This window comes from Pseudalkalibacillus sp. JSM 102089 (genome assembly GCF_041366475.1).
Classification (GTDB): domain Bacteria; phylum Bacillota; class Bacilli; order Bacillales; family Guptibacillaceae; genus Guptibacillus; species Guptibacillus hwajinpoensis_B.
On the sequence record NZ_JBEWYW010000003.1, the window covers coordinates 378,182 to 399,323 of the forward strand.

Here is a 21,142-nt window from a genome sequence, read left to right on the forward strand (position 1 = left end):
ACTCCTTCAACATTGTGTAACCGGTTACAGATAATTTACCACAAGCATGAATCCGCTTGCAAGTTTTTTTTCTTATATTTTCGACTGACACGTAGGACAGAAGTATAATCTTCTTGATCCCGCTTTGATTTTTTGAATCTCTGTTCCATCATTTCGGCACGGCTCTCCTTCACGATTAAAGACCCAGTGCCTGTATTTCGAACGCGTCTGTCCTTTTTCTTTTAACTTCATAGCAAGATCAATATCGTTTGTAATCCCGTTATGCCTATATGACCGTTCAACAAGAGTGATCGTTGCCTCAGCAGCTTTTTCTAATTGCTGATCTGTGCAGTCCATTGGACGTAAATCAGGATGAATTCCTGCAAGAAAGAGAATTTCACTTCTTAAATAGTTACCAATTCCACCTATAAATGATTGATCTAATAATAACGATATCCACTTTTTTCTACGAAACTCCTTTGATTCAAATCGTTCCTTCAATTGTTCAGCGCTTACTTCCTCACTAAGCAAATCCGGTCCAACTTTTGCTATAAATGGATGAAGAGGCACTTCTTCATCGCGTAGAACTTCAATATCCGATGCACTATAAAGCAAAGCTGACTTCTTCTCATTATGTAGCGCTAAGCGAAGCTGCCGATTTGTTTTTGGATAGTTGTAGGCATTACGGATCACCCATTTTCCATATAGCTGGTTATGGGAATATATTGTATAGCCGTTATCGAAACGAATAAGCATTGCCTTTCCTTTCGTATCGACCCTCTTTACTTCCGCTCCACTTAATAAGGATTCATAGCCCTTCAGCTGTTCGAATGCAAAGAAAACCTCCATCACGCGTCCTTTCATTAATGCTTTTTCCACCTGATCTGCAGCTCTTCTAATTTCTGGACCTTCAGGCATAATCTATGACCTTCTTTCTGAATTCGTAGATTTTTTCATTTGATTTAAAGAGGGATGGTTTAGGAACAAAATCCTTCAATGATAAAAATTTTCCCCTTCCTTCTATAAACTAAACGGCTGAAGGGGCTCTCCAATGGAGAACCCCTTCAGCCGTTTAGTTTTTTTATCCACCAATGGTCTTTCTGATCCCTAATACTTTTTCTAACTCTGATTTCTTTTGATTCTCCACGAGAATATAAAGCACATCGTTGACTTTGATTTTAGTATCTCCAGATGGCGCAATCAGCTCATCTCTTCGAATAATCGCACTAACGAGCACTTTATCCGGGAAGGATATATCTGATAGTTCTTCTCCAATCAATTTAGAAGAAGAAGTAATCGTATAGGGAATCATTTCTGCATTTACCGTTGTCGATGAAACCAGTTCTAGAGAATGAGAAGGCACATGTACCTCAGGACCTGTTAAACCTAACTTTTTTCCCACAAATGGAATGGTTGCCCCTTGAACAAGAGCTGATGTAAGGACAATAAAGAATATGAGATTAAAGAAAAGCTGGCTATTTTCTAACCCTTCAAGTAGTGGGAAGGTTGCTAACACAATGGGTACAGCCCCTCTTAATCCCGCCCAAGCAAGGAAGCTTTTTTCTTTAATTGTAAATTTAAACGGAAGACTTGAAAGAAATACGGCAATCGGACGAGCAATAAAAATCAAGATGAGAGAAAGAGCTAATCCTTTTAATACAATCCAAGTTGAAAATAATTCAGAAGGATTTACAAGGAGACCTAGCATAATAAACATCAATATTTGCATCATCCATGCGATCCCATCATGAAACCGGAAAATCGCTTGCCCATACGGAAGGCTTTTCGTATTACCAAGTACAAGGGCAGCAGCATAAACGGCAAGCAGACCGCTTGCGTTAATCAAATCTGTCGCACTGTATGTAATTAAGGCAATGGCAATCGAAAGAACAGGATATAAACCGTTCGATCCCAACTCGACTTTCTTCATTGCCCATGATGCTAAATATCCAAACAGCACGCCTAATAAGAGTCCAGCTCCCATTTGCCAGAAAAATGAAAGAATCACGGATGCACCAAATGTTTTCTCTCCGATGGCAAGTTGTAATAAAGCAAGTGTTAGAAACATCGCCATCGGATCATTCGAACCCGATTCAGCTTCGAGCGTAGATTGTAGTTTCCGCTTAATGTTTTTCCCCTTCAATACGGCAAAAACGGCGGCAGCATCTGTTGAGCCTACAATCGCACCTAGCAGCAGCGCTTCATTCCAATTAACATCCAGAATCATTTTGGCAGCTACACCAAATAAGCCTGAAGTCACAAGAACCCCTACTGTTGCCAATGATAATGAAATGGGAAGAACAGCCTTTGTACGACGCCATTCGGTTTGCAAACCACCATCAAATAGAATGAGTACGAGTGCTAATATCCCAAGTGACTGCGTGAGTGACGCGTTATCAAAATAAATATACCCCAGTCCGTCGCTACCAAATATCATTCCAACGATAATAAATAATACGAGTGCCGGTACGCCTAAGCGAGAAGAAAACTTCGCCATGAAAACTCCGCCAATTAAAAAGATGGCGCTAAATAAAATGACTATATTCGTCTCCATCGATTTCCCTCCCTTCTATAAATGAACATCAATTTTCAGTTTCGGAATCTGAGCAGAATTTATACCAATATATTTTAATGTTTCACTTCTAGTTGCATGGCCATATATCTTCTGAATTAATGACACAGCAACTCCCTGTTGAAAGGCATGATAACCAAATGTTTTCCTTAAACTATGGAAGCTAATCGGTTGATCTAAGCCCGCCTCTTTCCCAGCTTGAGATAAGATTCTATGAACTTGCTGTCTTGTAATGGGGTGTGTCGGGTCTTTTTTCGTATGAAATAGATAATAGTTTGTCTTTTGAGATTGATTATCCATGTAGCGTGTAAGCGCCCGCTTCACTTCAGTATTAATATAAATGTCTGTTGTTTCGGTGATAGAGGATTCAAGATAATCTTTGAAAGACTCATTGTCCATAACATCATGAAGAGTGAGATGTAAAAGAGGTGTTAAACGAATACCGGTATTAATACTGAGTATGAAAAGCAAATAATCTCGTTTTGATCGATTTATTAACGCTTCTTTTAAATGATAGATCTGTTTTGTATTTTGAATAGCTTCGACGGCATTCACTCTTATCACATCCTTTAATGTGACTCAATTGTATCACAGCATAGGTTATGTCACTATTGATATGCTTCTTTTAAAGAAAGCTCCACTGTAAAAAAAGGAATTCGTGTCTCTTTCGTAGTATAATAACTGTGTAGGAATAAAGGAGGGATCTCAATGAATCTAACAAATTGGTTTGACCAGGGTATGACGATGCAACAATACATTCATAGTATGGACGAGCACAAAGATGATCTATTAACCATCTACAACCATTTCGAGCTCGAAAAATCCAATTTTGAATTTCTTCATTCTCTTCAATCTGAGAAACTTCGTGCCCTTGTGATAACAGCTGACTGGTGCGGTGATGCGATGGTAAACCTTCCTATTTTCATGAGAATGGCTAATGAGGCCTTAATAGAATGCAAATATTTTATCCGCGATAACTATCTTGAATTGATGGATCTCTATTTAACGAATGGAACAGCGAGATCGATTCCAATCATCGTATTAATTAATTCAGAGGGTAATGAAGTTGGAAGATGGGGACCACGTGCTCCTGAAGTTCAAGCATATGTGGACCAAGCCAAACAGGCCCTTCCTCCAAAAGGAGATCCGAACTTTAAAAAGGCCTTTCTTTCATTTATAAGCGAAACGACTGAACGTTTTACGACTGATCATGACATGTGGACACATATAAAGGATGATATGCTCGCAATGCTGAGTCAATCGGTAACTGTCACAAAATAATAACTCTAAAGCCCGGCAAATGCCGGGTTTTTTTCATGCCATTACAAAATGCTCTATACAATTCACTAATGTTGACAGTTGACACCAGTCGCATTAGACTTGAGGGTATAGATTTTTCCTGAAGGCAAAAAATATGACGATAGGAAATAATAGATAGATTCTTAGAAGGAGAGTTTACTCATGGGTGATTGGATTGTTGGATTAAGCCCTGTAACACAGGCATTCTTATTTACGTTATTTACATGGGGCGCCACAGCACTTGGGGCATCTTTTGTATTCTTTACTAGAACCGTCAATCAGAAAGTCTTTGATGGTATGCTCGCATTCGCAGGCGGAGTTATGATCGCTGCAAGTTTTTGGTCCCTTCTCAGTCCCGGAATTGAAATGGCTGAACAACAAGGAGTACCAGGCTATATTCCTGCAGTTGTTGGTTTTCTATTAGGAGGTTTTTTCCTTCTTCTCGTAGATCGCCTCTTGCCTCACATTAATGAGGATTTATACTTTAAAGAAATTAAAGATAAAAAAGCAAAACACCGCACAGCGATGCTTGTTTTCTCCATTACAATGCACAATATTCCAGAAGGTCTAGCTATTGGTGTAGCGTTCGGAGCTGTGGCTGCAGAATTTTCAACCTCCACACTTGCTGGCGCCATTGCGCTTGCAATCGGTATTGGGATACAAAATATCCCTGAAGGAACCGCTGTTGCTGTTCCACTTCGAGGTGACGGCATGTCCAGAGCCAAGAGCTTTTTCTACGGACAGCTATCAGGAATTGTTGAGCCAATTGCTGCCGTAGTGGGCGCCTTAGCAGTTATCTACATTCAACCTTTACTACCGTATGCACTAAGCTTTGCTGCTGGAGCAATGATTTTCGTAGTAGCAAAAGAAATCATCCCTGGCTCACAAGAAAAAGGGAATGTGCAGATCGCATCTATCTCATTAATGATTGGTTTTTCAGTCATGATGGTCCTTGACGTAGCACTAGGTTAAGAAAGAAAGGCGCATCATCCTTAATAGGATGACGCGCCTTTTCTAATACCTTTAGTAGATGTTTCTGGTTTTAGCACAGCAATTCAAAATGCGTAGCGAAATAGTCCATAATAGAGAGGAATAAGCATTATGATCGAAAAGATAACGGTTGTCATCTTTACTGTTTTCTCACTCATTCCCTCGATCGCTTCATCACTTTGATCAAAGTAGAGTACAAATAGAAGATCCCAAAGTAAACCAAGGAAAAAAACAAATTTCCATAATAGCGCTGGTCCTATGCTTATTTCAGTAACATATCCAAATAACCCTGTCCAAGTTGTTGCTGACACGAGAAAGTCTATCTTCATTGAAGCGGTCTTATACTTTCCTTTTAACAAAAACCCGATCGCTGGTGCTCCAAGTACTCCAAGATACAAAATCCATAAAATATCCGACATTCTCAATCCTCTTTCGTTCACAAGTTCGTGACGTAGGAGCCTTAGTCTACCTCGAAACTAGGCACACACACCCTTAGTCTACAAGAAACATAGGCAACATGGATATAGTTACTTTTTACTTTCTGAGGAAATCAGAGTTTAAGAAGATTGTTTTTGACGATTTTCTTTTTTCTCTTTAGAAGCTTCGGCTAATTTTTTTAGTAACGTTTTTTCTCTTTTTCCTTCTGCTTCTTTCGCTTCATTACGTAATGATTTAAACAGATTAACACACATGATAATCAAGATCACTGTAAACGGTAACGCAGCAACAAGCGAAGCTGTTTGAAGTCCCTGAAGACCACTACTAATAATCAATACTGCTGAAATAGCAGCAATTAGCGTTCCCCAAACAAGCTTTGAAAATAAAGAAGGATTCAAATCACCGTCAGAGGTCATCATACCGAGAACAAAAGTAGCCGAGTCCGCAGAAGTAACAAGAAAGACGCAAATCAAAAAGATAGATAGCGTCGATAACACTTGAGTTAACGGAAATTGTTCAAGCGTCACGAATAATGCACTTGTCACATCCTCATTAACAGCATCGGCAATCGCTGTTCCTTGAAATAGATCGAGATGGAAAGCTGCTCCTCCAAATACAGCTATCCACACCATAGCAATAAATGGGGGGACAATCAGCACCCCAAAAATCATTTCGCGAATGGAACGTCCTTTAGAGACACGAGCAACGAAAGCTCCAATAAATGGCGACCACGCAATGACCCATGCCCAATAAAACACGGTCCATTCTTTCACCCATGTTCCACCTTGATAAGGAGTCATAAAGAAACTCATCTCAATAAACTTCTGAATATACCCACCTAATGCTAATGTAAAGCTCTCAAGTATAAAAACAGTTGGTCCAAGAAAAAGAACGAATAGCATTAAGATAAGAGCTAAAGCCAAATTTAAATTACTTAAGTACTTGATACCTTTGTTTAATCCTGTTGTTGAAGATGCCATATACAATACGAAAAGAATGGCTGTAATGCTAATTTGAACAATCGCATTTTGTGGAAGTCCGTACATATAATCCAGCCCACCATTGATTTGCAGAATACCAAATCCAAGTGAGGTGGCTACACCCATCACCGTTGCAATGACCGCAAGAATGTTAATAATCTTCTTCCACGAAGCATTACTTCCTGATTTAGACTTACTTGAAATCGTTTCACTGATTAGGCTTTTACGACCTTTTCTATATTGAAAATAAGCCATCACAAGTCCGACAACTGTAAAGACCGACCACTGATGAATTCCCCAATGGAAAAAAGAATAGCGCATAGCAAGCTTTGCTGCCTGCTCTGTCTCTCCTTCAACACCAAAACCTGCTGGTGGATTAGCGAAATGCGTCATTGGCTCTGCGACACCCCAGAAAACAAGACCAACTCCAAATCCAGCACTAAACAGCATACCAATCCAGGTGAAGAATGGATATTGAGGTTTCTCATCATCAGGACCTAAGCGAATTTTACCGTATTTACTAATAGCTAAATAGAAACAAAAAACTACGAAGAAAATAACCGCTATTAAGTAAAACCAGCCAAATGCATTCGTTGTAAACGAGTACACGGAACTTGCTACGGATGCAAATGACTTAGGTACCACAGCTCCCCAAATCACCAGTAACAATACAACTATCCCCGACACCCAAAAGACCGGGTTCTTTCTTTGACTTTCCTTTTCTTTCATAGATCTCTCCTTTCAGATTGGTAGCAAAATCAAATTCGACTTACTCCAATCATTTTTTCACTAGTCTGACTACATTATCATTTACCCTTATAAAATTCAAACTAACCAGATTCATCCTTTTTCCACCAATTTTTTACCAAACAAAAAAATCGACTTGAGCAGTCGATTTCAATCAAACATCATTTATGTGCTCTTCTATTAAACGTCCAAATAAAGAGTTTGCTTCGGAAGAGTTGGACGAGAAACTTTTACATTTGGGTCACTGAACTCCATCGATTCTAGAATTTGTTCTTCAGAAAAACCAGTCATTTGAGAAAGCTTCCGAATATCTATCTTCTTCTTAGATAATCGTTTCGAATGTTGAATCGCAACCTGTGTTTGATGTTGCACAACGGAATACCGATGCGTAAAAGTCCCCACAGAATGTTTCACAGCTAATCCCCTTCCGTTAATGAATTTAAGACATTACTTCCAAAAAAATTTAATTAAGGTTCAGTTACCCCCTATTCTATAAACTAAACTGGGTATTACGTCTCACCCGAATCATCCTCCTCATCCAAACCTATACGGTAGTGCCTCTCATCAGTTTTATAACTAGAAATATTTAGGACAAATGGTTTGCTTAAGCGGAAGATACTTTGCTATGGTAATGTTCTGATTTAAAAAAGGGGGACATGCTCATGAAATCGAATCGTTTTTTACTGTTGCTCGTTTTGATAGCCGTTTCAGTTTTAGCAGCGTGCAACAATAGTCATCTTGAAGAAGAAAAGAAAACAGCTTGGGAAGAGATCCAAGATGCTGAGTCAATTAAAATAGCGACTTCTGGTACACTTTATCCAACATCTTATCACGAGCAAGAAACAAACGATTTAACCGGATTTGATGTAGAAATCGTGAAAGAACTGGCCAACCGTTTGGATTTGGAAGTGGAATTTGTTGAAATGGGCTTTGATGGAATGCTGACAGCTGTTCAAACAGGGAAAGTTGATATGGCTGCTAATGATATCGGCATTACAGAAGAGCGCAAAGAAAAATTCGCTCTTTCTACGCCTTACAAACATTCTTACGGCACAGCTATCGTTCGTGCGGATGATCTATCCGGTATTAAATCAATTGACGATTTAGAAGGAAAGAAAGCAGCCGGTGCAGCTACAACGAACTTCATGAAACTCGCAAAGGAAAAAGGCGCTGAAGAAGTAATCTATGATAATGCGACAAATGAGCAATACCTTCGCGATGTTGACAATGGAAGAACCGACGTCATTTTAAATGATGTTTACTTGCAGCGATTGGCTCTAGCGGCATTTCCTGAACTTGATCTTACCATTCATCCTAATATTCAATATATGCCAAGTGAAGGCGGGCTTTTGATGAATAAGGAAAACGAAAAGCTTATTACTGAAGTGAATGAAGTAATTGAAGAGATGCTTGAAGATGGAACGATTCGTGATCTATCAAAGACGTTCTTTAACGGGGCTGATGTAACAGAACTCCCAGAAGATATAGAATTCCAGAAATAACTTACTTCTCTTATAGTTTAAAAACAGATTTTAGATAAGAAAAAAGCCGTTCTCCTCTGTTGGAGAACGGCTTTCATATATTACACAGCTTTTGCATTAATTTCTACATCAATGTTGCCTCGCGTTGCCTTGGAGTAAGGGCATACTTTGTGAGCTTCTTCTGCGAGCATTTCAGCATCTTCTTGGCTTACACCTTTAATTTCTACATTTAAAGCTGCGCCGATTTTGAAGCCATTGTCAGCTTCATCTTTCAATAAGCTAACATCTGCTGTGATTTTGGAATCAATATCCATCTTCTTCTTAGATGCCACAAGATTTAATGCACCATCATAACAAGCCGCATAAGCAGCAGCAAACAGTTGCTCAGGGTTTGAGCCAGTTTCGCTTGATTTCTCTGTTGGCATAACAAGATTTAAGTCAATTAAACCGTCCGAAGATTTAACTTGTCCATTACGTCCGCCTTCTGCAGTTGCTTGTGAAGTAAACATTACATTACTCATTGAATATCAGCTCCTTCTAATTTGCATACAACTAAAATGTCCCCGTTTCTCCTCCCTTTTAAACGTCCTACTTTTACAAAAGCATGCTTTCATTCCATATTTCGGTTGATTTTCGTTCAAATACGGAGTATGATAGCATAAGAACGTTTGTTCGTTTATTTAAGGGGGAATATGATTGAACTCTACTGCTCTGCTTCTCATTGATGTCCAAAATGGAATGTTTCACCGAGGGTCTTCCGTCTACCAAGATGCCAGGCTACTATACAACTTAAAGAAAATCACCGCCTCCGCCAAATCAGAACGCATACCAGTTTACTATATTCAGCATGAAACAATTGGAAAGCACCTAAAGCGGAACACGGTTGATTGGCAGCTTCACCCCTTTTTCACCATCGAAAGGGATGATGAAGTAATTTACAAAACCACACCAGATGCCTTTCATCTCACTCGCCTGGAAGAAAAACTCTATTCCAAAAACATCAATCATTTAGTTATATCTGGTATTCAAACAGAATTATGTGTGGATTCAACATGTAGGAGCGCCTATAATAAAGGATTTTCTATCAGTTTAATTGAAGATGCTCACAGTACTTGGGATACGTCTCTACTAAACGCTAAAAAAATCATTCACCATCATAACCAGACACTTCAATGGTTTGCAAATACGATCTCAACAGATCAATTTGTTGATAGATTACGCTGAAATTCTACATACCTAATCGCTTCCACTCATTCATCACTTGTGGAATTTCTAGTAACGATTGAATCGAGGCGTCTCCTAACTCTTTGGATGTATTAAACCGTTTCTTCCATATTGTTTTCATTCCAGCGTCACTAGCCCCCTTTACATCATTTATCTCATGATCCCCAATAAAGACGGTTTGAGAAGCATTTAAATCAAGCCGCTCAAGTGCACGCTGGAAAATCACTTTCTCAGGTTTTTTGACGCCCTCTTGTTCTGAAATAAGGATGACATCAAAATAGTTTTTGATTCCCAGAGCGCCGATATTTCTATACTGAAATTCTGTTTTTCCATTAGTGATTAAACCTAGTAAATATCCACTGGTTTTTAAGCTATCTAGCATTTCGATCAAACCATTGAAAGGTTTACAATGAAGGTGAAAAGAACAAATATAATCCTCTAGAAGCGCTTCTGAAGATATCGTTAGCTCATATTCATCTACTAGCTGTTCGTAAACGCGATCTTTCCACGTATACCCATTGTTATCTAAAGCAATGAAACGTGAGCAAAACTGTTCTTCCTCTACGTCTACTAAAGATGTGAGATAGCGTTTATATTGGTCATGTACAAAGGCATCCACTGAGTGTTTTCTATTCATAAGGGTTTCATCAAAATCAAAAAGAATGCCTTTTATCAATTGCCTCATTTCCTTTCCAATTTTTGTATCATTTCTAGATTAGCATAAATTTTCATAATCTATTTACTTTTGTAAAATTTTATGTAAAATTGGATGTTAGAATTAGAAAAGGGGGAAATGTCAATTGATTAGAAGATTAACTGAAAACGATCATCTTCAATGCCTCTCCTTATTAACACCACACGCCGCAGAGAACTTGTTCATTTTAGGAGATATCGAAGCTTATGGATATGATCAACCTTTCCAGAAGCTGTGGGGTGATTTCTTAGAGAATGGTACATTGCGAGCTGTTTTATTAAAATATGAAAAAAACTATATTCCGTTTGCACCTGAGGATTTTGACGCAAAAGGTTTTGCAGAAGTGATTTCAGAAGACAGCGATTTCCTTATGATGTCAGGAATTAAACGGGTCACAAGTCAAATACAACCCTTTGTTTCCCATTCTTTTCGTTCAAGTCGTGAATTGTTCTATGCGAAATGCGAGAGTACTAACGAACTTGCCCTCGATAACAACAGCAATGTACAGGTCGCTTCATCGCTTGACCTAAGTCACATCCATTCTCTTCATGAACAAATTGGTGAGTTTGACTCATCAGAAACCGTAGAAGAAAAGCGACGAAATCAGGAAAAAGGAGTATCGAGAACATACTTTATTGAGGAAGATGGGAAGCCTGTATCAGCAGCTTCTACCGCAGCAGAAAATTCTCAATCAGCGATGATCGTTGGTGTTTGTACATTGCCAAATTATAAACGAAAAGGCTATGCTTCAAAATGTACAAGTAAGCTTTGTTATGATGTCCTTAAAGAAGGAAAAGTCCTATGTCTTTTCTATGATAATCCAGAGGCCGGAAACATTTACAAGCGAATAGGCTTTCAAGATATTGAGAAATGGATGATGATTCATTTTGAAACAAAAGAAGCTCTTGTTTAATCTCTGCGATCCTTGCTTCAATAAGGATCGTTTTTTTATTGTCTCTTTTAAATTCAATCGTATAACACCTCTATCAATCTCTTTTGTCGTCAGCTTGACACAACTATTCGCGAATTAACCTTGAGATTAGATCAGAACTTTCTTACTATTGAAGTGTGGAATAAGGTTTACAAGATTACTGAAATGGCCATACTGTTTATTCAGAAATGGACGTAAGGAATGAAGGGAAGAAAAAATGTTATGAAAAAAATCGGATCATGGGTATCTATCCTTAGCATTTCTATGGTGCTAGCAGCGTGCGGACAGGATAATGCTAATGAGTCTAACGCCTCGACGGCAGAGGAATCTCAGGTCGAAACGCTTGATGTTGCACTAGATACTCCTGAAAAAGCAGAAAAAGGGGAAGAAATTACATTTTCCGCCACTGTTACTCAGGGTGATGAAAAGGTAGACGATGCTGACGAAGTTATGTTTGAAGTATGGAAAGAAGGCTCTAAAGAAGATAGTGAAATGATCGAAGCTTCTCATGATGGTGAAGGCGTTTATACTGCTGAAAAGGAACTCGACGATGCTGGTAAATACTTCGTTCAATCTCACGTGACAGCTCGTGATCTACATACGATGCCGAAAAATGAAATTATGGTCGGTTCTGAAGAAGAAGCTGCTTCTGAAACTGATGAACACGCGCACGAACACGAAAGCGACGTATCCATCCATCTTATGAAGCCCGAAGAGATGAAAGCGAATGAAGATGTTTCGTTCATGGTACATCTTCAAAAAGACGAAGAAGCTTTAACTGGCGCTGACGTTCGCTTTGAAATTTCGAAAGTAGATGAAGAAAAAGCTGAGTGGGTTGACGCTGAAGAAATGAAGGATGGCGAATACGAAGGAGTGACTTCTTTTAAAGAAGCTGGTGACTACACCTTTACCATCCATGTAGAGAACGATGAAGGTCTTCATGAACATACCGAAGAAAGTGTCACCATTACAGAATAATAAAATCCTCTCCCTCTATTCGAGGGGGAGGATTTTTACTATGCTAGTTTTATTTTCTTGAATTTTCTTTTGCCCACTTGAATGACCAATCCATTTTTCACTTCAATTTCCTCATTCACTTCTGTTACTTTTACCTCATTTAGCTTAATACCGCCATTCTTCACCATTCGTCTAGCTTCACTTGTTGAAGGTAGCATGCCTAGTTTAGCGATCAATGTTGGCACAGTTACCATTCGATCTCCATCCCATATGACTTCCTCAATATCGGTTGGAAGCTGCTTTTGCTGAAAGATTTGTTGAAACTCCACTTCTGCTTTTTCAGAAGCATTTTGTCCATGAAACATGCGAACGATCGTCTTAGCTAGATTCATTTTAGCTGTTCTTGGATGGATTTCTTCTTGTTCAATTTCTTTTCGAAGCGCAAGCTTTTCCTCTAGAGATAGATCCGTGATTAATTCGGTATATTTGACGACCAGCTCATCAGGAATCGACATCGCTTTTCCATACATCTCTGATGGCTTCTCTGTAATTCCAATGTAATTCCCTTTGGATTTAGACATTTTTTCAACCCCGTCTAATCCTTCTAGAAGAGGCATCATTAAGACAACTTGCTTCTCTTTTCCAAACTGCTCTTGAAGGTGACGCCCCATTAAAACGTTGAAATACTGATCATTTCCACCGAGCTCAATATCACTTTCAAGATGAACAGAATCATAGCCCTGCATTAAAGGGTAAAAGAACTCATGAAGCGAAACAGGCTTATTCGCCTTCATTCGGTTTTCAAAATCATCGCGCTCAAGTAAACGAGCAACCGTTATTTTTCCAGCGAGTTCAATAACGTCTTCAAACTTTAGTTCAGATAGCCACGCCGCATTGTAGTGGAGCTCCACTTTGCTTTGATCAAGAACCTTACCAAACTGCTCAAGATAAGTTCCAGCATTTCGTTTCACCTCTTCATCCGTAAGCTGCACTCTTGCTGTTGATTTTCCAGTAGGATCACCAATTTTACCTGTAAAGTCTCCAATAATGAGTTGGATGATATGGCCATTTTCTTGAAACTGCCTTAACTTATTTAACACAACGGTGTGACCAATATGGACATCTGGCGCAGAAGGATCAAGACCCAATTTCACTTTAATTGGCTGATTCTTAATAATCGAAGTGGCTATTTTATGCTTAAGTTCATCTCCAGGAATGACTTGACTCGTTCCATGTGTATAAACCGCATATTGCCTTTCCATTTCCTTTCTTTGTTCATCTGTTAATTGATCCATGATTGAGTTCATTCCTGTCGACCTCCTAATTATTAAATTTCATATAAAAAGCCACGTCCCTCTCTATATAGTAGGGACGTGGCTTACACGCGATACCACCCTGATTGAAGAAATAACTTCTTCCGGCTCGAATACGATAACGGTTTTCCCGTTCCTGACTAATTAGATCACTCTGTTCATCAAGAAGGCTCTGAGGGGTAATTCACGGTTAGACTGTACCAGTTCACACCAACCACTGGTTCTCTGACACTACTCGTCCTAACACGCTACTGCTTCCTCTTCCTAGCCTATTGTTATTTACGATGCATGAATTTCTCATTACTTTATCTTCTTTTACGCTAGTTGTCAATTTGTTTCTTCAAGAGCAGTTAGGAATTTCTCACAAAAAAAGAACGCAGCCTTGCAAGGCTGCGTTCTTTTTCATTATTGTTTATTCAATTCTTTTAACACGACAGTTGAAAGAATATCAATGAATTCTTCCTGTGCGTTTGGCATCTCTGGTCGATAATAATTTGCACCGATTTCATCTGTTACAACTTTACATTCATAGTCGTTATCAAATAATACTTCCAAGTGATCGGCTACGAATCCAACTGGAGCATAAACAAACGATGTAAAACCTTGTTTTTCATAAAGATCTCTTGTTAAATCCTGTACGTCTGGGCCAATCCATGGATCTGGAGTGTTCCCTTCACTTTGCCAACCAATCGCCACGTTCTTCACACCTGACTCTGCTACGATAAGATCTGCCGTTTCTTTCAATTGATCTGGATAAGGATCTCCATTAGCAATGATTTTTTCAGGTAAACTGTGAGCGGAAACGATTAGGACTGATTTCTCGCGTTCTTGGTCTGCCATTCCCTCAAATATCTCTTTAATACGCTTCGCCCAATAAGAGATAAATTTAGGCTCATCATACCAGCTCTCAACAGAATGAATAACTGGACCACCTAGCTTTCCAGCTTCTTCTTTTGCTCGTCCATTATAAGATTTGATACTAAATGTAGAGAAGTGAGGCGCCAGCACAATACTAACAGCTTCTTCAATACCATCATTGTGCATTTGCTGTACCGCATCTTCTACAAAAGGTTCGATATGCTTTAATCCGATATAAAGCTTAAACTCAATTTCATCTTGAATTTCATTAAGGTGAGCTTCAAGCCCTCTCGCCTGATCTTCCGTAATTTTGGCAAGTGGTGATATTCCACCGATTGCTTTGTAACGGTCCTGAAGATCTTTTAACTGCTCGTCAGATGGCTTGCGGCCTCTTCTAATATGTGTGTAATAACGTTCAATATCCTCTTCTTTATAAGGCGTTCCATACGCCATTACAAGTAATCCCATTGTCTTCTTAGCCATGAATGTGTTCCCCTCTCATACAGTGATTAATTAAATAAACTATCTTTTTATAATCATTATCATCTAGGTATCAGTATACCTTTTTTTCTCCCCTGAATCAAAGGAATCTGACTATAAATTCGTAACGTTTTGTGTCAGTCCTATTGAAGCAAACCTTTATGTATTTTGCCACTTCCGATGCGCTTCCTATCACAGTATAGCGAACATTAAGCGTTCTGTCTTTCTCTTCCTCCACTTCTATTTCATCCTATCCACCATTTTCAGATTTCATACTGTGGTTGAATAACCCGGTAATCAAGCGGGTGGCAGGTGCGTTACCCCCGCTTCACCCATAAAAAAAGCTGCGCATCATTTTGCGCAGCTTTTTCCAATTTATCTATTTTTCCATTGCGCCATTATGCTTCGATACAACTTCACGCAGATCCGTATCGTCTTGCTCTTCTGTATTAAAAGCTAACACATAGCGAAACTCTCTGTCCGCCTGCTCAGATGGATCAGCATTTTCTTCTTGCTTGCCTGTTGGCGTTTCATTAGAGAAAAACAAATCGTTATTCGCTCCAGCCGGGGTAGCTGTTCCCTGTCCCTGAACTGGTGTATCGATACTAAGCTTTTGATCTTCTGGAATATGTTCAACTGACAATTGACTTACCGAATAAGCCTGCAAATCAGCTTTTGCACTCTCTGCATCGTTCTCTGTTGTAAAATAAGCTTGTAATGATTTACTCATGTCAATCCAACTCCTTTTTATGATCTCACAAAAGGGGTTTCCCGATTCTTGCCATCTTTAATCATTGTGATAAAAATTAATGTCTTTTAGCGACGATCACCATGGAAACAAAGACTGTGCTAATCAGCATGGCGGCTAATGCACTCAGCACTGTTACTGAGCTAATGTTCACTATGTTGAATTGTAGAAGAAAAAGAAACACCATGATATAACCTAGTACAGCAAAGTACGAATAAAACATCCCCTTCTCTCGAATCATTCGACTTCGCTCGTCCCGTGCCTTAAACTGCGGCTGAAGATAGCTTAAGCAAAAGGTCATAATAGACATGCCAACCATCATATAACTGACAGGAATAGGCTCATTTCCTGTGCTAAGGCCAACACTAATCAGTAATAAAGCATTCAACGCAAAAAAGACGCCGAATCCGATATACGTTTTATTCATTGCCACTTCTAATCCTCCTCAGAATCCAAATAAAAAATCTCCTCCACAATCGTTCCAAACAACCTCGCCATTTCAAGTGCGAGCGGTAGAGATGGATTGTACTTACCTTTCTCAATTGGAATAATCGTTTGCCTTGATACGCCAAGTATTTCTGCTAGGCGATCCTGGGAATATCCCTTTTCTGTTCTTTTCTCACGGAGTACATTTTTCAACTAAAAAGCCTCCTCACTTCTCATCTTCCATTATAAGGTAAAGTGAACTTTACGTATAGCTCACTTTACATCATGATGAATTAAAATCCTCTTGTAACAACACTTGATAGAAAGATCCTAACGAAATCAGGATGTAAAAAAATGACGAGAGAGACCAAACAAACAACAAGATAAACGATTCATTCTCCAAAGGACAAGCACCTGTCAATGTTGATGAAAAGATCAATGAAGACTTCTACGGCGAAGAGCCAGCTCAATCCACAAGTTACCTTGGCAACAATACACCCGCCATTAATGTAACGGGAAATAAGGACAAAAAGCCATAACCAACTTAAACTGCCCCTTTGCTAGCAAAGGGGCTCTACCTTATTATTCTGTTAAGAAGTGCATGCTCTTCATTAAGTAAAAAGCCGATGCTAATAGTAAAATTCCTGATAAAGCAAAAACAAATGGAACACTAATCGTCTCAGCAAGAAAACCGTATAGCAAAGAGCCAAGACCAAAAGTAATGGATATCAAAGCGCTTTGAGCGCTAAAAACTTCAGGAAGTGAATCTTTCGGGCATTTCTTTTGGATAAATGTCACCATCGCAATTGATTTTATTTGTTCCACCATTCCTGAGAGCACAGTTAACAGAAGTGCAATCACAGGAACACTTATTAACCCAAAAACAAACGTTGTGATACTAATCGCGAAGCACGTGGCAAGAAGGGTTTCTTTCATATAACGTTCAAACCAATTCGTGTATTTGGATACAGCCATTCCACCTGCTATCAAGCCGATAAAAAAACTCGCATTAAGATATCCCCACCACGCTTCTGATTTCATAAGAACTTCTTCAACAAAAATATAAAGGATAGCAGCAATCCAAACGACATTTGCTATCGCTTCAATAAAAATCATAACGTGAAAGATACGCAGAACAGGATGCTTCCAAATCAACCTCCATCCGCTCATCATATGAATTTTCGTCTTCCTTTCTCTGTAATCCCTCACAACAATTAATCCCATCATCAGTGTGGATATCACGTACAACACAAAGGTAACCCATATAACGAAGGAGCCTGACGTTGCTGCTACAAGAATACCACCAAGTGCCCAACCGCCGAATTGAATGGACTGATCAACAACCGCTACAAAACTATTCGCTTTCGCAAGCTCATCCTCTGTAACGAGTTGAGGTAGCATGGCATTTCGAGCAGGAGCGGCCCACCCATCAAGAAACGCGATGATAAAAACAAGAACTAAAATAATCAGTATTGAAGGATCAAAAAGCCATAAAGACAAGCCAAGCATCCCCAACAACCCCGTCTTTATACTTTGTGATCCGACTAGTAATCCTTTTAACGAAAAGCGGTTCAAAACTAGCGGTGCACACATTCCACTCATAAATCGAGCGATCGTTATAGTAAATGGTAACAGGGAAAGATAAAGTACTGAACCTGTTGATTGATAAAGAACAGCTATTAGCGCAACAATATATAAAACATCTCCCATGTTGGCAAACCCCTGCCCAATCCACAAGAAACGAAATGAACGTAATCTCATCATAACTACCCCTTTTTATTTTGGTCTTACAAAAGAACTAAAGGGTAGTCAGTTTACATAGGGAAAATCACTCCTATTCTTCAGTGTCTTTTAATGTCCAGATAACAGTTGCTAGTACGAATGAAAAAAATAGTAGGCGTTATGATGAGGTAATTCGTTTAATAGCGTTTTTTATCATTTTACCATATACCTAAAACGATCGTTTTGAATTTTCTAAATTAATTAATTGTTTTTATGAAGCGTTTCATGCAAACTAAAAGGTGTAGTGATACTCTTTTTAGGGAAAGAAATAATGATACATTTTCGGATTGGTTTAAAGATTTCGTAAATTGATTGTTGCGAGTTGAATGCCATCTTGAGGAATGCTATCGTAAATATTTGTTAAAGCAAGGATTTCTACAACTAAATCGACCATTGTGATGGAGGTAAAATCTATGAGAATTATTGTAGCAGGCGGAGATGGTTTCTGTGGATGGCCAACCGCACTTTACTTATCAAAACAGGGCCATGAGGTTACGATCATTGATAACATGGTACGCCGTAAATGGGATGATGAGCTTCGATCGAACTCACTAACTCCCATCTTACCCCTTGAAGAACGCGTGAAATTATGGGAAGAAAAATCAGGTAAGCATATCGCAACGTATGATTGTGATTTGATGCACTATGACTTCTTAAAAGAAATCTTCAAGCAAGTACAGCCTGAAGCATTTGTTCACTTTGCTGAACAGCGCTCAGCACCATATTCTATGATCGATCGTGAGCATGCGGTATTTACACAAACGAATAACGTTGTTGGTAACTTGAACGTGCTCTATGCAATTAAAGAAGTTACACCTGATTGTCACTTAATTAAATTGGGCACAATGGGTGAGTATGGACAGCCTAACATAGATATCGAAGAAGGATACATAAAGATAGAACATAAAGGACGTGAAGACGTTCTTCCATTCCCGAAACAACCAGGATCGTTCTATCATTTATCAAAAGTTCATGATAGCCATAACATTCAGTTTGCCTGCAAAATTTGGGGCATTCGTGCAACAGACTTAAATCAAGGAATTGTTTATGGACTTCATACAGATGAAGATGAACTTGATGAAGGTTTAATCAATCGCCTGGATTACGATGGTGTATTTGGTACAGCCCTTAACCGTTTCATCATTCAAGCAGCAATTGGCCATAACTTAACAGTATACGGATCTGGTAAACAAACGCGCGCTTTCTTAAACATTAAGGACACGATTCGCTGTGTAGAAATTGCAGCGGAAAACCCGGCCGACAAAGGTGAATTCCGCGTGTTCAATCAGTTTACTGAAGAGTTTTCTGTACTTGAACTGGCTGAGAAAGTTCAGCGTGTAGCTGAAGCGAAAGGACTCAATGTGAACATCGATCACCTTGAGAACCCTCGTGTTGAGAAAGAAGAGCACTACTATCACGCTGTAAACACGAGCCTAATTGATCTTGGTCTTGAGCCTTCTCTTTTAACAGATGAACACATTTCGAGAACGCTTGATACAGCTCTCAAATACAAAGACCGCGTATTGAAAGAAAACGTTCTTCCTAACGTGACCTGGAAGTAAAGCGATGCACAATACTAACTGAGGTGTTCTTATGAAAATATCCATCGTAACAGAGACATTCCTTCCTTCAACAGATGGCGTGGTGACAAGACTTCGTGCATCGATCGATTATTTAATTGATCAAGGGCATGATATACAGGTCATTGCTCCAGATTTAGGAGTGCGCAGCTATCGGAATATTCGTTTTGATGGAGTTCAGCCTCGTACATTCTTTCTATATAAACATCGGAAATTCGGCATGCCAACTCGTGTGATTAAAACCTATTTAGAGGAGTTTGATCCTGATCTTGTACATGTCGTTAATCCGGCTTTTATGGGCTATTCTGGTATCAAGTATGGTAAGAAACTAGGGGTTCCGCTAATTGCTTCTTATCATACTCACGTTCCTAAATACGCTGATCACTACAATATGTCATGGTCGGAACCTTTACTCTGGTGGCACTTCAGAAGAATGCACAACAAAGCGGATATTAACCTCTGTACATCACAAGCCATATTAGAAGAGTTAAATGAACAAAACTTCTATAACATGCATTTATGGAAACGCGGTGTTGATACTGAACGGTTTAATCCTGAACTTCGAGACAGCGACATGAGACGACGGTTATCAAATGACAATCCAGATAAAACCCTTCTACTCTTTGTCGGAAGACTTGCATTCGAGAAAGAAATCGATTCGCTCGTTCCGATGCTTGAAGAAAAGCCAGATGCTCACCTGGCAATTGTTGGGGATGGCCCTTATCGAGATGAACTTGAAAAGAACTTCGGTCATCTTGACAACGTATCTTTTACTGGTTTTCTACACGGTGAAGAGCTAGCAAGGGCTTATGCTTCTGCAGATGCGTTTATGTTTCCCTCAACGACCGAAACGCTTGGACTTGTCATACTCGAAGCGATGGCAAGTGGCCTTCCTGTTATTGCCGCAGAATCCGGCCCAACGAACGAACAGGTTGAGGATGGTTCAACAGGTTTACTCTATCGTTCAGGAACGAACGGTAACCTCACTGAAGTCATTAATCGCCTTCAGGAAAAAGGGCTATTAGAAAAAATGTCAAAAGAAGCGTACGAGCATTCTAGAGATTACGGTTGGCGAGGTCCAGCACAGCAGCTACTTGATTTCTATGAGTCCGCCATTGAGCAAAGGCAAGAAGCACAGCAGCAGGCGATCCAATAGATAGAAGGATGAGTATATGAAGCAGCGGAGAATTGGCAAGGGTTCTAAACAGGTGATGAGTTTCAGTGTAATTGGTGTGATGAATGCACTAGTTGATATCGGTGCATTAAACCTGCTCATGCTGTTATTCCCAACAGATGATCGAATCCAGCTTATTATGTACAACACAATTTCATACGTTCTGGCGATCATTAACAGCTATTTCTGGAATGCCAAGCTCACGTTCCCTTCAAAAGCGATCCATGACAAAAAACAGGTGCTGTTATTTTTAGTTCAGGCCATCATCGCACTTGGTATTAGCAACCTTGTCTTTTATGGCGCTCTTTTGATATTCGAATGGATTACGCTGCCACGCTACATTGAACGTAATATTTCAAAAGGACTTGCCATGTTCCTCTCTTCTGCTTCAAGCTTCTTTATGATGAAACATCTTGTGTTTCCTCGTACAAAACCAAAGCAAGAAGAGCAATAAAACACACAAAAACCGCAGGCTTTCCTGCGGTTTTT

23 protein-coding genes and 1 other annotated feature are annotated in these 21,142 nt (G+C 39.4%); of the genes, 9 read left to right on the plus strand and 14 right to left on the minus strand.

Annotated elements, in window-relative coordinates:
• Nucleotides 1-72: 72 nt before the first annotated feature.
• The 3 genes from nei to ABVF21_RS10245 all read right to left on the minus strand — a co-directional run bounded on the left by nei (nt 73) and on the right by ABVF21_RS10245 (nt 3,106).
• Nucleotides 73-897: an endonuclease VIII gene (gene nei, locus ABVF21_RS10235; RefSeq protein ID WP_303530341.1), complete on the minus strand. Its 825-nt coding sequence runs from the start codon at nt 895-897 to the stop codon at nt 73-75.
• Between the two features lie 163 nt (nt 898-1,060).
• Entirely contained in the window at nt 1,061-2,533 is a 1,473-nt protein-coding gene (locus ABVF21_RS10240) for a potassium/proton antiporter (RefSeq protein ID WP_303530342.1), read from the minus strand.
• A 15-nt stretch (nt 2,534-2,548) separates the two neighbouring features.
• Nucleotides 2,549-3,106, minus strand: coding sequence for a tyrosine-type recombinase/integrase (locus ABVF21_RS10245; protein WP_303530344.1), 558 nt, complete (start codon nt 3,104-3,106; stop codon nt 2,549-2,551).
• Between the two features lie 153 nt (nt 3,107-3,259).
• On the opposite strand from ABVF21_RS10245, the gene ABVF21_RS10250 reads away from it, so the two are divergent.
• Both ABVF21_RS10250 and ABVF21_RS10255 read left to right on the plus strand, forming a co-directional pair.
• Nucleotides 3,260-3,832 carry a thioredoxin family protein gene (locus ABVF21_RS10250; protein ID WP_303530346.1) on the plus strand — a complete coding sequence of 191 codons (573 nt, stop codon included), beginning with the start codon at nt 3,260-3,262 and terminating at the stop codon, nt 3,830-3,832.
• 180 nt (nt 3,833-4,012) lie between these two features.
• Nucleotides 4,013-4,822 carry a ZIP family metal transporter gene (locus ABVF21_RS10255; RefSeq protein ID WP_303530347.1) on the plus strand — a complete coding sequence of 270 codons (810 nt, stop codon included), beginning with the start codon at nt 4,013-4,015 and terminating at the stop codon, nt 4,820-4,822.
• Between the two features lie 83 nt (nt 4,823-4,905).
• On the opposite strand, the gene ABVF21_RS10260 is transcribed toward ABVF21_RS10255, so the two are convergent.
• The 3 genes from ABVF21_RS10260 to ABVF21_RS10270 all read right to left on the minus strand — a co-directional run bounded on the left by ABVF21_RS10260 (nt 4,906) and on the right by ABVF21_RS10270 (nt 7,419).
• The gene (locus ABVF21_RS10260; protein WP_303530348.1) at nt 4,906-5,259 is read right to left on the minus strand and encodes a hypothetical protein; all 354 of its coding nucleotides are present in this window, start codon (nt 5,257-5,259) and stop codon (nt 4,906-4,908) included.
• A gap of 138 nt (nt 5,260-5,397) precedes the next feature.
• Nucleotides 5,398-6,987: a BCCT family transporter gene (locus ABVF21_RS10265; RefSeq protein WP_303530350.1), complete on the minus strand. Its 1,590-nt coding sequence runs from the start codon at nt 6,985-6,987 to the stop codon at nt 5,398-5,400.
• A 198-nt stretch (nt 6,988-7,185) separates the two neighbouring features.
• Complete coding sequence (locus tag ABVF21_RS10270) at nt 7,186-7,419, minus strand: hypothetical protein (RefSeq protein WP_303530352.1); 234 nt, start codon at nt 7,417-7,419, stop codon at nt 7,186-7,188.
• A gap of 248 nt (nt 7,420-7,667) precedes the next feature.
• Between ABVF21_RS10270 and ABVF21_RS10275 the strand changes: the two genes are divergently transcribed.
• Nucleotides 7,668-8,507, plus strand: a complete 840-nt coding sequence (locus ABVF21_RS10275) for a transporter substrate-binding domain-containing protein (protein ID WP_371018165.1) — start codon at nt 7,668-7,670, stop codon at nt 8,505-8,507.
• Nucleotides 8,508-8,587: 80 nt separating this feature from the next.
• Here the strand turns inward: ABVF21_RS10275 and ABVF21_RS10280 are convergent, their stop codons facing one another.
• Complete coding sequence (locus ABVF21_RS10280; protein WP_303530354.1) at nt 8,588-9,007, minus strand: organic hydroperoxide resistance protein; 420 nt, start codon at nt 9,005-9,007, stop codon at nt 8,588-8,590.
• 175 nt (nt 9,008-9,182) lie between these two features.
• Between ABVF21_RS10280 and ABVF21_RS10285 the strand changes: the two genes are divergently transcribed.
• The gene (locus ABVF21_RS10285; protein ID WP_371018166.1) at nt 9,183-9,710 is read left to right on the plus strand and encodes an isochorismatase family protein; all 528 of its coding nucleotides are present in this window, start codon (nt 9,183-9,185) and stop codon (nt 9,708-9,710) included.
• A 4-nt stretch (nt 9,711-9,714) separates the two neighbouring features.
• Here ABVF21_RS10285 and ABVF21_RS10290 read toward each other — a convergent pair whose 3' ends face one another.
• Nucleotides 9,715-10,386, minus strand: a complete 672-nt coding sequence (locus ABVF21_RS10290; protein ID WP_371018167.1) for an HAD family hydrolase — start codon at nt 10,384-10,386, stop codon at nt 9,715-9,717.
• Between the two features lie 124 nt (nt 10,387-10,510).
• Here ABVF21_RS10290 and ABVF21_RS10295 point away from each other — a divergent pair, with 124 nt between their 5' ends.
• Complete coding sequence (locus ABVF21_RS10295) at nt 10,511-11,317, plus strand: GNAT family N-acetyltransferase (RefSeq protein ID WP_303530358.1); 807 nt, start codon at nt 10,511-10,513, stop codon at nt 11,315-11,317.
• 240 nt (nt 11,318-11,557) lie between these two features.
• Nucleotides 11,558-12,313, plus strand: coding sequence for a FixH family protein (locus tag ABVF21_RS10300; RefSeq protein WP_303530360.1), 756 nt, complete (start codon nt 11,558-11,560; stop codon nt 12,311-12,313).
• Nucleotides 12,314-12,351: 38 nt separating this feature from the next.
• Here ABVF21_RS10300 and tyrS read toward each other — a convergent pair whose 3' ends face one another.
• From tyrS to ABVF21_RS10330, 6 genes are all read right to left on the minus strand, one after another.
• Nucleotides 12,352-13,599, minus strand: a complete 1,248-nt coding sequence (gene tyrS / locus ABVF21_RS10305; RefSeq protein WP_303530362.1) for a tyrosine--tRNA ligase — start codon at nt 13,597-13,599, stop codon at nt 12,352-12,354.
• A gap of 57 nt (nt 13,600-13,656) precedes the next feature.
• Nucleotides 13,657-13,880, minus strand: a binding site (T-box leader).
• 130 nt (nt 13,881-14,010) lie between these two features.
• Nucleotides 14,011-14,946, minus strand: coding sequence for a ferrochelatase (gene hemH, locus ABVF21_RS10310; RefSeq protein ID WP_371018168.1), 936 nt, complete (start codon nt 14,944-14,946; stop codon nt 14,011-14,013).
• A gap of 376 nt (nt 14,947-15,322) precedes the next feature.
• Nucleotides 15,323-15,673: a hypothetical protein gene (locus ABVF21_RS10315; protein WP_194220377.1), complete on the minus strand. Its 351-nt coding sequence runs from the start codon at nt 15,671-15,673 to the stop codon at nt 15,323-15,325.
• Between the two features lie 76 nt (nt 15,674-15,749).
• Nucleotides 15,750-16,124: a permease gene (locus ABVF21_RS10320; RefSeq protein ID WP_303530366.1), complete on the minus strand. Its 375-nt coding sequence runs from the start codon at nt 16,122-16,124 to the stop codon at nt 15,750-15,752.
• Nucleotides 16,125-16,126: 2 nt separating this feature from the next.
• Complete coding sequence (locus ABVF21_RS10325; protein ID WP_371018169.1) at nt 16,127-16,330, minus strand: helix-turn-helix transcriptional regulator; 204 nt, start codon at nt 16,328-16,330, stop codon at nt 16,127-16,129.
• Nucleotides 16,331-16,699: 369 nt separating this feature from the next.
• Nucleotides 16,700-17,878 carry an MFS transporter gene (locus ABVF21_RS10330; protein ID WP_371018170.1) on the minus strand — a complete coding sequence of 393 codons (1,179 nt, stop codon included), beginning with the start codon at nt 17,876-17,878 and terminating at the stop codon, nt 16,700-16,702.
• A gap of 434 nt (nt 17,879-18,312) precedes the next feature.
• Here ABVF21_RS10330 and ABVF21_RS10335 point away from each other — a divergent pair, with 434 nt between their 5' ends.
• From ABVF21_RS10335 to ABVF21_RS10345, 3 genes are read left to right on the plus strand one after another with little or no spacing between them, the layout of a single operon-like run.
• Nucleotides 18,313-19,461: an NAD-dependent epimerase/dehydratase family protein gene (locus ABVF21_RS10335; protein ID WP_194220372.1), complete on the plus strand. Its 1,149-nt coding sequence runs from the start codon at nt 18,313-18,315 to the stop codon at nt 19,459-19,461.
• 31 nt (nt 19,462-19,492) lie between these two features.
• Nucleotides 19,493-20,635, plus strand: a complete 1,143-nt coding sequence (locus ABVF21_RS10340) for a glycosyltransferase family 4 protein (protein ID WP_303530371.1) — start codon at nt 19,493-19,495, stop codon at nt 20,633-20,635.
• A 16-nt stretch (nt 20,636-20,651) separates the two neighbouring features.
• A complete protein-coding gene (locus ABVF21_RS10345; protein ID WP_371018171.1) occupies nt 20,652-21,107 on the plus strand; it encodes a GtrA family protein in 456 nt (151 codons plus the stop codon).
• The last annotated feature ends 35 nt before the right edge of the window (nt 21,108-21,142 follow it).

Excerpts from the sequence above, each read along its gene's own strand:
- ABVF21_RS10260 (WP_303530348.1), bottom strand. The coding sequence starts at position 5,259 with ATGTCGGATATTTTATGGATTTTGTATCTTGGAGTACTTGGAGCACCA.
- ABVF21_RS10250 (WP_303530346.1), top strand. The coding sequence starts at position 3,260 with ATGAATCTAACAAATTGGTTTGACCAGGGTATGACGATGCAACAATAC.
- nei (WP_303530341.1), bottom strand. The coding sequence starts at position 897 with ATGCCTGAAGGTCCAGAAATTAGAAGAGCTGCAGATCAGGTGGAAAAA.
- ABVF21_RS10265 (WP_303530350.1), bottom strand. The coding sequence starts at position 6,987 with ATGAAAGAAAAGGAAAGTCAAAGAAAGAACCCGGTCTTTTGGGTGTCG.
- ABVF21_RS10280 (WP_303530354.1), bottom strand. The coding sequence starts at position 9,007 with ATGAGTAATGTAATGTTTACTTCACAAGCAACTGCAGAAGGCGGACGT.
- ABVF21_RS10335 (WP_194220372.1), top strand. The coding sequence starts at position 18,313 with ATGAGAATTATTGTAGCAGGCGGAGATGGTTTCTGTGGATGGCCAACC.
- hemH (WP_371018168.1), bottom strand. The coding sequence starts at position 14,946 with ATGGCTAAGAAGACAATGGGATTACTTGTAATGGCGTATGGAACGCCT.
- tyrS (WP_303530362.1), bottom strand. The coding sequence starts at position 13,599 with ATGAACTCAATCATGGATCAATTAACAGATGAACAAAGAAAGGAAATG.
- ABVF21_RS10315 (WP_194220377.1), bottom strand. The coding sequence starts at position 15,673 with ATGAGTAAATCATTACAAGCTTATTTTACAACAGAGAACGATGCAGAG.
- ABVF21_RS10345 (WP_371018171.1), top strand. The coding sequence starts at position 20,652 with ATGAAGCAGCGGAGAATTGGCAAGGGTTCTAAACAGGTGATGAGTTTC.
- ABVF21_RS10330 (WP_371018170.1), bottom strand. The coding sequence starts at position 17,878 with ATGAGATTACGTTCATTTCGTTTCTTGTGGATTGGGCAGGGGTTTGCC.
- ABVF21_RS10240 (WP_303530342.1), bottom strand. The coding sequence starts at position 2,533 with ATGGAGACGAATATAGTCATTTTATTTAGCGCCATCTTTTTAATTGGC.
- ABVF21_RS10300 (WP_303530360.1), top strand. The coding sequence starts at position 11,558 with ATGAAAAAAATCGGATCATGGGTATCTATCCTTAGCATTTCTATGGTG.
- ABVF21_RS10275 (WP_371018165.1), top strand. The coding sequence starts at position 7,668 with ATGAAATCGAATCGTTTTTTACTGTTGCTCGTTTTGATAGCCGTTTCA.
- ABVF21_RS10255 (WP_303530347.1), top strand. The coding sequence starts at position 4,013 with ATGGGTGATTGGATTGTTGGATTAAGCCCTGTAACACAGGCATTCTTA.
- ABVF21_RS10340 (WP_303530371.1), top strand. The coding sequence starts at position 19,493 with ATGAAAATATCCATCGTAACAGAGACATTCCTTCCTTCAACAGATGGC.